13 protein-coding genes are annotated in these 13719 nt (G+C 43.5%); 11 read left to right on the plus strand and 2 right to left on the minus strand.

The window, feature by feature from the left end; all coding sequences use genetic code 11:
* Window positions 1–12: 12 nt before the first annotated feature.
* The gene (locus ACVW0P_RS09640; RefSeq protein ID WP_457131894.1) at window positions 13–2493 is read right to left on the minus strand and encodes a DUF5686 family protein; all 2481 of its coding nucleotides are present in this window, start codon (window positions 2491–2493) and stop codon (window positions 13–15) included.
* Window positions 2494–2623: 130 nt separating this feature from the next.
* Between ACVW0P_RS09640 and kbl the strand changes: the two genes are divergently transcribed.
* From kbl to ACVW0P_RS09660, 4 genes are read left to right on the plus strand one after another with little or no spacing between them, the layout of a single operon-like run.
* Window positions 2624–3814 carry a glycine C-acetyltransferase gene (gene kbl / locus ACVW0P_RS09645; RefSeq protein ID WP_457131895.1) on the plus strand — a complete coding sequence of 397 codons (1191 nt, stop codon included), beginning with the start codon at window positions 2624–2626 and terminating at the stop codon, window positions 3812–3814.
* Between the two features lie 44 nt (window positions 3815–3858).
* Window positions 3859–4893 (plus strand): phenylalanine--tRNA ligase subunit alpha, encoded by a 1035-nt coding sequence (gene pheS, locus ACVW0P_RS09650; protein WP_457131896.1) that lies wholly within the window; start codon window positions 3859–3861, stop codon window positions 4891–4893.
* Window positions 4894–5304, plus strand: a complete 411-nt coding sequence (locus ACVW0P_RS09655; RefSeq protein ID WP_457131897.1) for a Rieske (2Fe-2S) protein — start codon at window positions 4894–4896, stop codon at window positions 5302–5304. It abuts the gene before it with no gap.
* 3 nt (window positions 5305–5307) lie between these two features.
* Entirely contained in the window at window positions 5308–5889 is a 582-nt protein-coding gene (locus ACVW0P_RS09660; protein ID WP_354426645.1) for a TetR/AcrR family transcriptional regulator, read from the plus strand.
* Window positions 5890–5893: 4 nt separating this feature from the next.
* Here ACVW0P_RS09660 and ACVW0P_RS09665 read toward each other — a convergent pair whose 3' ends face one another.
* Window positions 5894–6280 (minus strand): hypothetical protein, encoded by a 387-nt coding sequence (locus ACVW0P_RS09665; protein ID WP_457131898.1) that lies wholly within the window; start codon window positions 6278–6280, stop codon window positions 5894–5896.
* An 82-nt stretch (window positions 6281–6362) separates the two neighbouring features.
* Between ACVW0P_RS09665 and ACVW0P_RS09670 the strand changes: the two genes are divergently transcribed.
* From ACVW0P_RS09670 to ACVW0P_RS09700, 7 genes are all read left to right on the plus strand, one after another.
* A complete protein-coding gene (locus ACVW0P_RS09670; RefSeq protein WP_457131899.1) occupies window positions 6363–6995 on the plus strand; it encodes a hypothetical protein in 633 nt (210 codons plus the stop codon).
* Window positions 6992–7297, plus strand: coding sequence for a winged helix-turn-helix domain-containing protein (locus tag ACVW0P_RS09675; protein ID WP_354426643.1), 306 nt, complete (start codon window positions 6992–6994; stop codon window positions 7295–7297). The genes ACVW0P_RS09670 and ACVW0P_RS09675 overlap by 4 nt, the downstream gene beginning before the upstream one ends.
* 53 nt (window positions 7298–7350) lie before the next feature.
* Complete coding sequence (creD, locus tag ACVW0P_RS09680; RefSeq protein WP_457131900.1) at window positions 7351–8703, plus strand: cell envelope integrity protein CreD; 1353 nt, start codon at window positions 7351–7353, stop codon at window positions 8701–8703.
* 57 nt (window positions 8704–8760) lie between these two features.
* On the plus strand, window positions 8761–9513 hold the full coding sequence (locus tag ACVW0P_RS09685; RefSeq protein WP_457131901.1) for a ferritin-like domain-containing protein: 753 nt from the start codon (window positions 8761–8763) through the stop codon (window positions 9511–9513).
* Between the two features lie 13 nt (window positions 9514–9526).
* Window positions 9527–9964: a hypothetical protein gene (locus ACVW0P_RS09690; RefSeq protein WP_457131902.1), complete on the plus strand. Its 438-nt coding sequence runs from the start codon at window positions 9527–9529 to the stop codon at window positions 9962–9964.
* 379 nt (window positions 9965–10343) lie between these two features.
* Window positions 10344–11774 (plus strand): 23S rRNA (uracil(1939)-C(5))-methyltransferase RlmD, encoded by a 1431-nt coding sequence (gene rlmD / locus ACVW0P_RS09695; RefSeq protein WP_457131903.1) that lies wholly within the window; start codon window positions 10344–10346, stop codon window positions 11772–11774.
* A gap of 151 nt (window positions 11775–11925) precedes the next feature.
* Window positions 11926–13716 carry an ATP-binding protein gene (locus tag ACVW0P_RS09700; RefSeq protein ID WP_457131904.1) on the plus strand — a complete coding sequence of 597 codons (1791 nt, stop codon included), beginning with the start codon at window positions 11926–11928 and terminating at the stop codon, window positions 13714–13716.
* Window positions 13717–13719: the final 3 nt, after the last annotated feature.

Here is a 13719-nt window from a genome sequence, read left to right on the forward strand (position 1 = left end):
CACTTCAACTCTCTACCTCAAACCGTAAAATATCCTAAAGCCTTGGATGTATTTTTTATCGCCGGCGTAAGAGATACCGTAATCTACACGGAAGATGAGGCGTTGTACACCTACGTAAAACTCCTTGTAATTAGGGTTGCCTTTAGTTGTTAAATAGTTTGCGCCTATTACTTCCTCCAGTTTGAGCTTCCTGATCAACGGGATCTTGTTCAGCAATGATCCTGCAAAATTGTGCTGGTAATGTGCTTCGAAGAACGCGCCGTTTGTACTGTAAGTATAAAATGGCAGGAAGTGGAAGCTACCGATGTAGGTAGGGTCGAACGTGGTACCCTGGTTACCTAAGTAATGGTAATAATCCATATAGTACAGGTTGTTATTCCGGAAGAAATCGCCAGCTGTTAACTTGAAAGACGAGAAACCCGACAAACCTATACGGACGTTGGATTGCGAGATATCAACCGATGCAAAATCGTAATCAACATCAGACCCAAACGCGCTTTTTATACCCTTGCGGTAATTAACCGTAAGGGTTGGATACTTTGACGGGATATTAAATTTGCCCGTAGGCCTGGTGATGTATTGCTGATCGAACGTAAAGGCTACCGATGTGGCAAAAGTTAAGGCCTGGTTTTGCGGGAACAGGAACGAGCGGTCATCCACCGGGGCGCCCGCCGGGGCCAACGGGTTGTTTGAGGTAAATTCCTTGTCTTTTACGTCTACCAGGTGGCCAAATGCATTGTTATACATTTGGGTACGGCTGGCGTATTGAAATGCAGCCGACCATAGTATGCCGTTCCTTAACTCGCGCTGAAAACCGAAGCCCCCGTATTGCGAGCGGTAATATTTTACGTAATTATTCTCGTAAAGTATCGTACTTAAAGTATTAAAATAAAGTGAGCGTGTACCCACGTTATTTAGATCGAGCACGTCGCTACCAAAATCTACATAAAATTTTTGGTTATGGAACGGGTCGTTTAGATATTCGGCATGCACGTTAGCGCTAAAAAGTTTGTTGCCAAAACCATAACGCACAGCCGGGGTGATGCTGTACGAATGCAGGTCGTCAATTTTATGCGAGTAACGCACCTTGGCATTTATACCAAAGCCTTCAACCGTATTATAATAAAACGTTTGCAGGAAAGGGAAAATATAAAGCGAATCGCGCTCGCTGCGGTTGCTTGCCCGGTAGCCAAATATGGTGTAGGTAAAGTAGTTGATGTTGTTTTTAGTATGTTGGATACTATCTAAATAAGCATCTGTTTTTTGGTAAGCGGCTATGGCATCCTTTTTCTCGTAATCGCGTGTCTCTTGCCTGGTTAAAGGTAATGGGCGTGTAGCATTCCAATAAGCGGGGGTTTTTAGATTTGCCGCGGTGTCAATACGTAAAACCTCGCCATTAAAATACCCTTTAGGGAAGGTTGGGTTTATTTTATAGTTGTTGTAGATGCCCTGGTAGTATCCGCCAAACTTAAAACCTAAAACAGATCCTTTAAAGTTCACCTGCACGGCTACCGGCATCCATACGCTATCTGTTATGGGGATATACTGCTGGCTTATTTTTAAAGTGTCTACCAGGTTTAAACTTGCCCTCTTATTCGTAAGCATCAGGTCGACACTGTAAATGCGCCAATCGCCTTCTACAATGTACATATTGCCCTGAAAGTACTGGCCGTTCTCGCGTTTGGGGATCACCTCAATTTTATCAACTGTCAGTCCGTTTTGTATGGTGCTGCCAACCAACCTATAATCGTAATACTTAGCTGCATCTGTGCCAATGGGTGAAAGATAGGCACGTGTGCTCAAGCCATTTATTTTGAATACATCGTTATAAAAATTAACCTGCAGATCTGATGCTTTACTATAATCGAATGCCGTATTAATACCCGATTTTTTTGACGCAATGGTAACCTCGTGGATCTTATCAGGCATTGCAACGTTAAGGTTTGATAGGATCTCGGTTTGATAAAGTATGCCGCGGCCGTTAGAGTCGAGGTCTAATGCCTGGATAACAGCCTTACTGGTTAGGGCCCTCGGCGAACTTAAAAGTTTTTGAACTCCCTTTACATATACCGCGCACGAGTAGCTTTGTACTTCTTCTAAATGTTGCTTGCGCTTAGCTATTACCCGGCTCATAATGGTATCGCCGGGGTCCAGGTTTTGTTTCCACTTGTCAGATACCTGGCTTAATTTAAAAGTCTCGTTGGTTAGCTGTATATCATGTGCCTCGGGCTGGTCGCCAATGGTTATTTTTTCTACCTGTTCTGCATAACCTGTAGAGCGATAAATAACATTGTAAGTGCCGGGGCTTAGTTTTAATTGATAAACGCCTTCCTCGTTAGCGGTTGTGCCATAAGTAGTGTTGCGGATATATACCGATGCAAAGGGCACCATCTCGTTTTTTTGACCGGTCACACGGCCAGATAAAGTAGATTGTTGTGCCGATGCGGTAAAGGCCGTCAGTATAAATATTATAAGGGGCAGGCATCGTCTCATATAGTGTTTTTACGGTTAATACTATTTGTGCTTAAAATGTTTGTGAGTACACGTAATTTACATTAAATGTTTACATAATCCCTGCAATTGTTTGTTAATGTTTAATTTTGGGGCTTTAACTCTTTATAATATGTATAATACATTGCAACCGGTTTTACAGCATGAACTTGCCGATATTGAAAATGCCGGCCTATTTAAACGCGAACGAATCATTACGTCGCCGCAGGGTGCAGAAATTACTGTGCAAGGCGGGCAGGAAGTAATCAACTTTTGCGCCAACAATTACCTGGGCTTATCCGGCAATGGTAAAGTGATTGAAGCTGCTAAGGCTGCTATGGATACCCATGGTTACGGCTTATCATCGGTACGTTTTATTTGCGGTACGCAGGATATACATAAAACACTTGAACAAAAAATATCTGAATTTTTAGGGACTGAAGATACCATCCTTTACGCGGCCGCTTTTGATGCGAATGGTGGTGTTTTTGAGCCGTTATTTAACGATCAGGATGCTATTATTTCCGATGAGTTGAACCACGCATCTATTATAGATGGCGTGCGCCTTTGTAAAGCGCAGCGCAAACGTTACAAGCACGACGATATGGCCGATCTGGAAGAGCAACTGAAAGCAACGCAGTCTCTTCGCCATCGCATCATCGTTACCGACGGCGCTTTCAGTATGGATGGCACCATTGCGCAGCTTGATAAGATTTGCGCCCTTGCAGAACAATACAATGCTTTGGTAATGATTGATGAGAGCCATTGCAGCGGCTTTATGGGCAAAACCGGCCGTGGTACACATGAGCATCACAATGTAATGGGTAAGATAGATATCATTACCGGTACGTTGGGTAAAGCTTTAGGTGGTGCATCGGGCGGGTTTACATCTGGCCGTAAAGAAATTATTGATATGCTACGCCAGCGTTCGCGCCCATACCTGTTCAGTAACACTTTGGCACCGGCTATTACGGGGGCGTCTATCGCGGTATTGGATATGCTAAGCGAAACTACCGATCTGCGCGATAAACTGGAAAGCAATACCCAATACTTCCGCGAGAAGATGACTGCGGCGGGCTTTGATATTAAGCCAGGCGTGCACCCAATTGTACCGGTTATGCTGTACGAAGCAAAACTTGCGCAAGAATTTGCTGCTAAAATGCTGGAAGAAGGCATTTATGTTATTGGCTTTTATTACCCGGTTGTGCCGCAGGGTAAAGCACGCATCCGTGTGCAGATCTCCGCCGCGCATGATGTAGCACATTTAGACAAAGCTATAGCTGCATTTACTAAGGTAGGTAAGGCTTTAGGGGTGATTAAATAATACCTGTTATATTTGTAGTTGAATTTTTTGAATAAGAGGTTATAATGCAATCTAAAATAGATCAATATACAGCCGAGATAAAAGCTTTTACAGCCGCCAAGGCTGATGAACTGGAAGCTTTCCGTATTAAGTTTTTGGGCACTAAGGGGCTTATAAAAGACCTTTTTGAAGAGTTTAAAACCGTTGGCCCCGAAGAGAAACGCACTTTTGGTAAAGTGCTTAACCAGTTTAAGCAATTTGCCGAAGGCAGGTATCAAGAGATACAGGAAAGCTTTATAACCGACATTGAAAAGCCGAAATCTGAAATTGACTTAACTTTGCCGGGCGATGGTTTTGAGGTAGGCTCGCGCCACCCGCTTTCATTAGTACGTAATGAGATCATCGATATATTTAAACGCCTTGGTTTCGTAGTGGCCGAAGGCCCGGAGATAGAAGACGACTGGCATAACTTCTCGGCCCTGAACTTCCCGCAGGAACACCCCGCGCGCGATATGCAGGATACCTTTTTTATCCGCAAGGGTGACGGTAGTGATGATATCGCTTTGCGTACACATACCTCATCGGTTCAAGTGCGGATGATGGAGAATGGCAAACCACCGTTCCGTGCGATTATGCCGGGTCGAGTTTATCGTAATGAAGCCATATCGGCCCGTGCCCATTGTTTTTTTCACCAGGTAGAAGGTTTATATGTAGATGAGAACGTATCATTTAGCGACCTCAAGCAAACGCTTTACCACTTTGTGCAGGAGCTTTACGGCGAGGGTACCAAGGTGCGTTTCCGCCCATCGTATTTTCCGTTCACCGAGCCATCCGCAGAAATGGATATATCATGTACTATTTGTAAAGGCGCGGGCTGTAACATGTGTAAGTACAGCGGTTGGGTAGAGATCTTGGGCTGCGGTATGGTTGACCCTAACGTTTTGGAAAATTGCGGTATCGACAGTAAAAAATATACCGGCTTTGCCTTTGGGATGGGGATCGAACGTATCACTAACTTAAAATATGTGATCCGCGATCTGCGTTTATTCTCTGAGAACGACGTGCGTTTCCTGAAACAGTTTACAACAGATATTATATAGATGAGGAATATACCGGCACTGCTTATCATTTGCCTGCTGTTTTTAGGATGCGGCAAAACCGGAAATGTTGTGCCCAACGTCAAAATAGCGTTTAGCATACCTGTTACTGATCCTCGCATTATAGCACTTAACGCTCAGGGAGGAGCCGTTTTTATTTCTGGGGTTGGTGTTGCGGGTATTATTATTTATCGCGGTGCAGCAGGGTATGTAGCTTACGATAGATGTAGTAGCTATCAGCCAGAAAAATTATGTGCTGTAGTAGCCGATGATAATATCTTTACTGTTGTAGATCCCTGTAGTGGCTCTAAATTCCTACTATCTGATGGAAGTCCGGTCAAAGCCCCTGCCACAAGGTCGTTGAAAGCTTATGCTGTTAGTGCTACACCTGGCCAAATAAATGTGTATAATTGATTAATGGAAGCCGATAAAATTAAAGATAGTATTAAGCGGGCAGCGCAAGATCTGTTCCGCAAATTCGGTTACCACAAAACCAGTGTGAACGAAATTGCCAAGCGGGCTAAAATTGCAAAGGCAACCATCTACAAGTATTTTGATAGTAAGGAAGCCGTTTTGCACGTGCTGCTAATGGACTATATTAAAGCAAGTGTTGATGAACTGATTAACACAAATACACCCGATATGGATGAGGAAGCCCACCTGAGCAGCCTGATCATGAAAACATGCCGCCTCTCATACACCGTTTGTAACGAATTTATAGGCTGGGATTTTATCCGCGAAAGCACCAACTCGCAAGATTTTTTAAAGAACCTTTCAAACGAGTTGGAAGAACTGCTCGTTCAATCATTCACCCAACTACCCGGCATCCGCAAGCACGAGGGTTATCATCAACGGGTACGTTTCCTCATCAAATGTAGCAAAAGCATCGTGTTCAGCTTCGCGTTTACATCAGTAAGCGACAGCGACGTGCGCAAGAATTTTGTTTCTTTTCAGAAAGAGATCCTGCCTTATTTGGTGAAGGCGGCGATATTAGTGTAGAGACCTAATCAACCTCAATAGTTATTGATCCGCTTTCCTCTACTTCCCATATGGTTGCTTCATCAATATTAATTGCATTTAAATTTAAAAAGCTGTCGGCCTGCTGTAGGTAATTATCTTCTGTATCGCCAAGTCTGGGTAAAGCAATTACATCGGCATCAATATTAATTCGTGCTATCCTGTCTTTAAGTTGTTTTAAAGTATCTACAGAATAAGTAGATGTTGCATCTTTGGATAACTCACCGTCGGCTTCAAATAAAAAATAGTCAATCATTAATATAGAAAAGAACTGCTTATCACGCCTATCGAAATAATAAACTTCGGAAAACCTGATAGGAGATTGCTGAAGCCCTATTATGAGCCAATTGTATGTTTGTTCCTGAATGGTCATTTATAAAGATATTGAATTATGCGATATTTTATTTGCAACTATCAATATTAATAACTTACTTTGAATAACAAAGTACTTTTAAGTGAAAGAAAACCAAATCCAGGACGAGCTTACATCCATCCGCAATATGATGGAGCGCTCCTCAAAATTTATCTCCCTTAGCGGCCTTAGCGGTGTGCTGGCAGGGGTTTATGCTTTGATAGGGGCCGCCATAGGCTACAGCATTATTTATGGCAGCGGCGGCTTTTTTAGCTATCGCGAATATGTGATGGATGATGTAAAACGCTCGCCGGGTAATCTTTATACGTTAGTCTTGGTTGCGCTGGCAGTTTTGTTGGCTTCGCTTATTACAGGTGTTTACTTAACCCTGCGCAAAGCCAAACAAAAGGGGCAAAACCCATGGGGGCGTACCAGCAGGCAATTGTTATTTAACCTGGCTGTACCTTTAGTAACCGGCGGTGCACTATCACTCATATTGATCTCAAGAGGCTACTTTGGTATTATCGCATCGGCCACGTTAATATTTTACGGATTGGCTTTGGTAAATGCCAGTAATATTACTTATAAGGATGTACAGTATTTAGGGATCATAGAAATTATATTAGGTTTGCTGGCCGCTTTACTGCCGGGCTATGGTTTACTGTTTTGGGCTATAGGCTTTGGCGTGTTGCACATTGTTTACGGCAACATAATGTACTTAAAATACGACCGGTGAAGATTCCATTCGAAAAACTCGACAAGGCCTTTGAAAACAGGCTTCGTTTGCAAATAATGAGTGTGCTGGTGGTTAACGAGCGCTACGATTTTAATTCGCTTAAGGAACTGCTTGATGCATCAGACGGAAACCTGGCATCGCACCTTAAGGCTTTAGAAAAAGAAGAGTACATCACCGTACACAAATCATTTTTGGGCCGCAAGCCAAATACCAATTATGAGGCCAGCACAAAAGGCAAGCAGGCGTTTAAGCAACACCTGGATGCCTTGGAACAGATCATAAAAAATCAGAAAACGTTATAACTATATTTTTTTATCTAATTACTTTGTAATTCAAAGTACTTTTAAATTATCAAATGATACAAGAACAACAAAACCCGCTACGCGGCATTATGGATTGGTTCAAGGAATCGATCACCGTTAAATTAGTTTTTATTGGCATCCTGGTATTGGTGCTGCTGATCCCCTCATCGTTGATAGACGACTTGATACGCGAACGCGCCGGACGGCAAGAGGAGATGATAAGGGATGTTGCCGATAACTGGTCGGGCAGCCAAACGGTGAAAGGCCCGGTGTTGGTTGTGCCGTACCGCAAAACCGTAAAGTTTACCGAGGGCGGTAAAGAGATCGATAAAGAAGTTATTGAGAACCTTTACGTACTGCCTGAAAACTTAAAGATAAAGGCCAACGTAAAGCCCGAGCGGTTGCACCGCGGGATGTTTGAGACGGTGGTTTATAACTCAAACATTCACTTAACGGGTAACTTTGCCAGGGCCGACCTGGCAGGGCTTAGCCTGGCGCCCGCGCAATTGATGCTGGAAAAAGCCCGCCTTGAGTTTAGTATCAGCGATTTAAAAGGTTTAAAAAACAACCCGGTAGTAAGCGCTGCCGGCATGCAGGTTGCTGCCGAACCCTCCTTTAACAGCCGCGACCTATTTAGCAACGGATTAAAAGCCAATATTAACTTGGCAGCAACTGTTAATGGTGCATTTAGTTTCGATTACACGCTCGACTTAAAAGGCAGCCAGGAACTACACTTTCTACACCTTGGCAAAACTACCGATGTGGAAGTTAGTGGTAAATGGAGCACCCCAAGTTTTGATGGCCGAAGCCTGCCCGATAAACGCGAAATTGATAGCAGCGGCTTTAAAGCCCAATGGCGCATGCTTTATTACAACAGGCCATACCCGCAACAATGGGTAAATGATAACGAATTGCTGGGCAGTAAAAAGAAGGAGGAAGATGCATCGTTTGGCGTAAAGCTTCGCCTGCCGGTAGACCAATATCAAAAAATAACCCGCACCAGCAAATACGCTATCCTTATCATCCTGTTAACGTTTGTATCGTTGCTGCTAACCGAGCTGATACGCAAGCAGCGCATCCACGCCTTTAACTATATTTTGATAGGTGCCGCTATGATCATCTATTACATTTTGCTCCTCTCTTTTTCAGAAAAGGTGGGTTATAACTACGCATACCTCATCGCATCTATGTCTACCGTTGGGTTGGTATCAGTGTTCATCGCATCCTTGCTGAATAATAAAAAAGCAGCCAGCTTGTTCGCGGTGATACTTTCTATCATCTACATCTTTATTTTCGTGATCATCCAGTTAGAAGAGTTGGCTTTGCTTATGGGCAGTGTGGCGCTGTTTATAATCGTAGCCCTCCTGATGTATTTCTCCCGCAAGATCAATTGGGATAAGCAATAACATTCATTCCACCGGCAGGCGATTCGCCTGCCGGTTTTAAAAACTAAACATAAAACCATGCATACAAGTAATTATTGGATAGGGTATTTCCAGGCAAATGCCCTTCAAAAAAGAGTGAACTGGAACATCGCGCCCGCTATTACGCAAGACGAGATAGTTGCCATCCTGCCATCGTTACAGGCATGGCAACTGGGCGAAACATCCGAAGGGGCGCACCTCATTGCAGCGTCTACCAAATATGCCTACCGCATTGGCGACCCGGATTATGTGGATGCCGTTAAACTATTTATTAAAGAGGAGCAGGAGCATGGCAACAACCTTGGCCGCTACATTGATAAAATTGGGCAGAAGCGCATAAAAAAGGATTGGGGCGACAGCCTGTTTAGGCAGGTGCGGTATTTTAACACCAACATGGAGTTATGGACGCTGGCTGTTATCGTTGTAGAAAGTACTGCGCAAATCTTTTACCAGGCCCTTAAAGATGCCACCCAATGCCGGTTGCTGAAAGATATTTGCACCGATATTTTGATAGATGAAGCACCGCATATCACCTTTCAAACCGAGCGGCTGGCAATCATCTTTGATCGTAATTCAAATTTCGGTAAAACCTGGCGCAAGGCGGCCTACAAGCATTTCTTCCATGCAACGTCGCTATTGGTTTGGTACGGGCACAAAAGACTGTTTATGGCAGGCGGCGTAACGTTTGAAATGTATTTGAAGAAGATGCAGTATAAATATAAAAAGACGATTGATGTGATAACTACCGCCCCGGCGGGTCATCAGGATATGGTATTCAAATACGGGAACTAATTAATTACATAAAATGCAATCAAACCCCTTTATCTACAGCCTTAAAACTTGGCTAACCAGCGTCGCTTTAGCACCGTTAATGTTCCTTGTAGTAGAAAGTTGCCTAAGCCACAAAAGTTACCTCACTACAGAGGCTTTTATTAATGAGCAATTAGAAACCTATGTAATGTGCTTAGTGTTCGGTGGTTTTTTCTCCCTGCTCACTTGGCTGCTTTTCTTTTTAATAATCAAAGTAATTACTATTTATTTGGCCATTACGCAGCAAATCCGGTTCGTGATAGCTGGGATTGGGTCACTACTTACGCTTGGCACTTTTGCCATTTTTTTTCCCGCGTTTGAGTTGCATAATGAGTTTTTTTACCTGATGGTCTCTAACTGCATTTGTATTGCAGGCGGCTCTTTGTACTATAGGTTGGAGATTTCTACGGAGGCCGAAGGCATCACAACTTAAATAAATAAATTTCAAAATACCGTTTTGGTTTTCGGTATAAATTTTATTATGTTTGCATAGTAAAATTTAATCTACATTACTATGAGCCAGGAACTGATTGAATTTTCGGAGCTTATTGATGAGCAGTTCGAAATAGAGATAGATTTGGGGAGTGTTGAACCGAATAACCTTTGGAACAACATCCTCAACCTATTTATCTGAAATTGTCCATATCGCTTTTCATCTGACGGCAGTCGTCGGCAGGCAGTAAATTCTTTTGCCTGATATTTAGTCTCTTTGCCGGCCCTTTCAAGGTGTGGATTTATAAAGTTTCCAAATTGTCTTTCCTAATCACTACTCACAAATCAACTAATCACTAATTTATTAACTTTGCAGCCTGATGAGTAGATCTGCAAAAAAACCTAAGTTCTTTGAGAACGTAACTGTTATTGATATTGCCGAAGAAGGCAAGGGCGTTGGCAAGGCTGAAGATTTTGTGTTATTTATTGAAAAGGCCGTTCCGGGCGACGTTGCAGATGTGGAAGTTTACCGCAGCAAAAAAAGCTTTGGCGAAGCCAAGATCATCAAACTCATCACCCCTTCAGAATACCGCGTAACCGCTTTTTGCGAGCATTTTGGCACTTGCGGCGGCTGCAAATGGCAGCACATGACTTACGAGGCGCAGCTAAAGTTCAAACAAAAAGCTGTACACGATGCCCTAACCCGTATCGCTAAAATTGATGTAGAGCACATGGATGCCATTGTTCCTTCTCCTGCCGATAGGTATTATCGCAATAAACTTGAATATACTTTTTCTAACAAACGCTGGCTATACGACGGCGAGAGCCGCGAGGACGAAACGCTTGATATGAATGCCCTTGGTTTCCACATTCCCGGCCGTTTTGATAAGATCCTGAACATAAACCACTGCTACCTGCAGGCCGAGCCGTCAAACGATCTGCGTAACAGCATTAACGCTTTTGCCAAAGAGAATGGCATCAGTTACTATGATGTACGTGCGCATACAGGTGCTTTACGTAACCTCATTATCCGAACTTCGTCAACCGGCGAGATCATGGTGATCGTTGTTTTCGCTCATGCGGATCAGGAGCAGGTAGACCTATTGATGAACTATGTGGATGCTGCCTTCCCTCAGATTACATCGCTGCTATACATCCTTAATCAAAAAATGAACGACACCATTTTTGACCAGGAAGTAATAGCATGGAAAGGCCCCGAATACATCCACGAAGAAATGCCTGCTGCCAATGGTAATGTGGTGCGATTTAGGGTCGGCCCAAAATCGTTTTACCAAACAAACTCTATCCAGGCCCTGCGCCTGTATGAAATAACCCGCGACTTTGCGGGCTTCACCGGCGACGAATTGGTTTATGACCTATACACCGGCGCAGGCACCATTGCCAACTTCATCGCCGGCCATGTGCGGGAGGTTGTAGGAGTAGAGTATGTGCCATCGGCTATAGAAGATGCAAAGGTAAACTCGCAGATAAATAACATCACCAACACCAAATTTTTCGCTGGCGACATGAAGGATGTACTGGTGCATGATTTTGTAGCAGAGCACGGCAAGCCGGATGTGATCATCACCGACCCGCCAAGAGCAGGGATGCACGCTGATGTAGTTGCCCGTTTAATGGAGATAGAAGCCGACAAAATTGTCTATGTAAGTTGCAACGCCGCCACCCAGGCCCGCGATCTGCTTATCTTGAAAGAAAAGTATGATACAGTAAAAATACAGCCAGTAGATATGTTTCCGCACACCCAGCATGTAGAAAACGTGGTATTGTTAAAACTTCGTAATAAACACTAAGGGTTAAATAAATTGCCCATTAATTTACTTGCCTAAATTCGTGCCGGCGAAATGGTAATTATTGCTAATTAACAGTACTATAGGGCATTATTTATTCAAATGTTTTGGTATTTTAGCTTCATAAAGCAAATGCCTGCCTAATTGCTGTTGAATGGATGCTCCTATACCTTTTTTCAATTTCTCGATAAAAAAGGTTTTATCCCGCGAACCCGACAACCTGAAGCGCGCGCGGATAAAAATTGTGTACACCACACTGCTGCTTACCCTGCTAAAAATTGTAATACTGATGCCCTTAGTTTATGATACCATACAAGGCCATCGGCTATATCGTATCGCCTTCGTTTTTGTGCTGTATATTGGGCTTACCAAATACTTGTTATATAAACCTGCTCATATTGGCATTGTAGCGCATACCATCATATTATCGGGCGTTTTCGGGATCTGGTCAAACCTTATTGTTCTTAACCAGCACCTTAATTTGGTTACCGTGCAGTTTGTATTTATGGTGACTTTTGTGGGATACTACCTTATCAATAATAGGTTTGCCATAGTCTACAGCGTATTTGCTATAGCGCCAGTAATGTACAGCCTGGTAGTTAGTAACCGCGCCCAATGGCATCTGGATGGGATAACGCAGGAACTGCCATCGCCAGGTTTCGAGGTGATCGTTTTCCTTAATTTTATTACCATTGTGCTTATCCATTACTTGTTTTACAAGGCTTTTAGGGATAACGTAAACGAGAAGGAAGAGCTAAATAAACAATTACAGGCCACCGTTGCCGAAACCAAGGCATTGGCCGAATCTCGGTCGTTGTTCCTGTCAACCATGTCGCACGAGTTGCGCACGCCGCTCAACGCCGTTATTGGGATGACCGGACTTATAAAAGACACGGCCACCAAAGAGCAAACCGAGAACCTTGATATCCTGGAATTTTCGGCCACCAGCCTGCTTACCCTGGTGAACGATATTCTTGATTATAACAAAGGTGAAAACGATAAAATAGAATTAGAAGCTATTCCGGTAAACCTGCCGGTAATGCTCCATAAAGTGTGTTCGGGCTTGCAGCATAAAGCGGCCGAAAAAGGTTTCCAGTTGGTGTTGGATGTAGACCAGCAATTAAAAGACCAATGGATAGTAACCGACCCAACCCGCCTTACGCAGATCATATACAACCTTGCCGGTAATGCCATTAAGTTTACCGAGCACGGGCAGGTAAGCGTGAAAGCGCTTGTCGAAGAAAGATCAGAAGATAACGTAACCGTGAATTTTTCGGTATCTGACACAGGTATTGGTATTCCTTTAGATAGGCAAGTGCTAATATTTGATCCGTTTACCCAGGCATCCGCAGATACCACCCGCCATTATGGTGGTACGGGGCTTGGGCTTGCTATTGTGAAGCGACTATTAAAATTATTTAACAGCAGCATCAAGCTAAAGAGCGAACACAAGAAAGGCTCAGTGTTTTCCTTTGCCGTTCAGTTTGATCTGTACAAAGGTAATGTAAACCCTGTATCGTTGCATACCGTAATGAACAGTAACCTGGACGGCCTTAATGTTCTTATTGCCGAAGATAACGCGGTAAACTCCCTATTGCTGGTGAAACTGTTAACCAAGTGGAATATAACCGCAACCGTCGCCAACAACGGCATGGAAGCGGTTAAAAAGCATAAGGAGAATAAATTTGATGTGATACTGATGGACCTGCATATGCCTGTAATGGATGGTTACCAGGCCACGCAGATGATTCGTGCCTTAAAAGATAAAAACAAAGCGCAAACCTTTATTATCGCCCTAACCGCATCGGTATCTCACAATATCCACGATAAAATTAAAGAAGCCGGTATGAACGATTATTTGTCTAAACCATTCCAGGCAGCCTCTTTACATCAAAAACTGGAGGCACTGAGTGCCGCTAAAGCAGGCAAGGTTTTAGCAGGATAGATG

Source organism: Mucilaginibacter sp. UYNi724 (genome assembly GCF_054057495.1).

Excerpts from the sequence above, each read along its gene's own strand:
- pheS (WP_457131896.1), top strand. The coding sequence starts at position 3,859 with ATGCAATCTAAAATAGATCAATATACAGCCGAGATAAAAGCTTTTACA.
- ACVW0P_RS09700 (WP_457131904.1), top strand. The coding sequence starts at position 11,926 with ATGGATGCTCCTATACCTTTTTTCAATTTCTCGATAAAAAAGGTTTTA.
- kbl (WP_457131895.1), top strand. The coding sequence starts at position 2,624 with ATGTATAATACATTGCAACCGGTTTTACAGCATGAACTTGCCGATATT.
- ACVW0P_RS09665 (WP_457131898.1), bottom strand. The coding sequence starts at position 6,280 with ATGACCATTCAGGAACAAACATACAATTGGCTCATAATAGGGCTTCAG.
- creD (WP_457131900.1), top strand. The coding sequence starts at position 7,351 with ATGATACAAGAACAACAAAACCCGCTACGCGGCATTATGGATTGGTTC.
- ACVW0P_RS09690 (WP_457131902.1), top strand. The coding sequence starts at position 9,527 with ATGCAATCAAACCCCTTTATCTACAGCCTTAAAACTTGGCTAACCAGC.
- ACVW0P_RS09685 (WP_457131901.1), top strand. The coding sequence starts at position 8,761 with ATGCATACAAGTAATTATTGGATAGGGTATTTCCAGGCAAATGCCCTT.
- ACVW0P_RS09660 (WP_354426645.1), top strand. The coding sequence starts at position 5,308 with ATGGAAGCCGATAAAATTAAAGATAGTATTAAGCGGGCAGCGCAAGAT.
- ACVW0P_RS09640 (WP_457131894.1), bottom strand. The coding sequence starts at position 2,493 with ATGAGACGATGCCTGCCCCTTATAATATTTATACTGACGGCCTTTACC.
- ACVW0P_RS09655 (WP_457131897.1), top strand. The coding sequence starts at position 4,894 with ATGAGGAATATACCGGCACTGCTTATCATTTGCCTGCTGTTTTTAGGA.
- rlmD (WP_457131903.1), top strand. The coding sequence starts at position 10,344 with ATGAGTAGATCTGCAAAAAAACCTAAGTTCTTTGAGAACGTAACTGTT.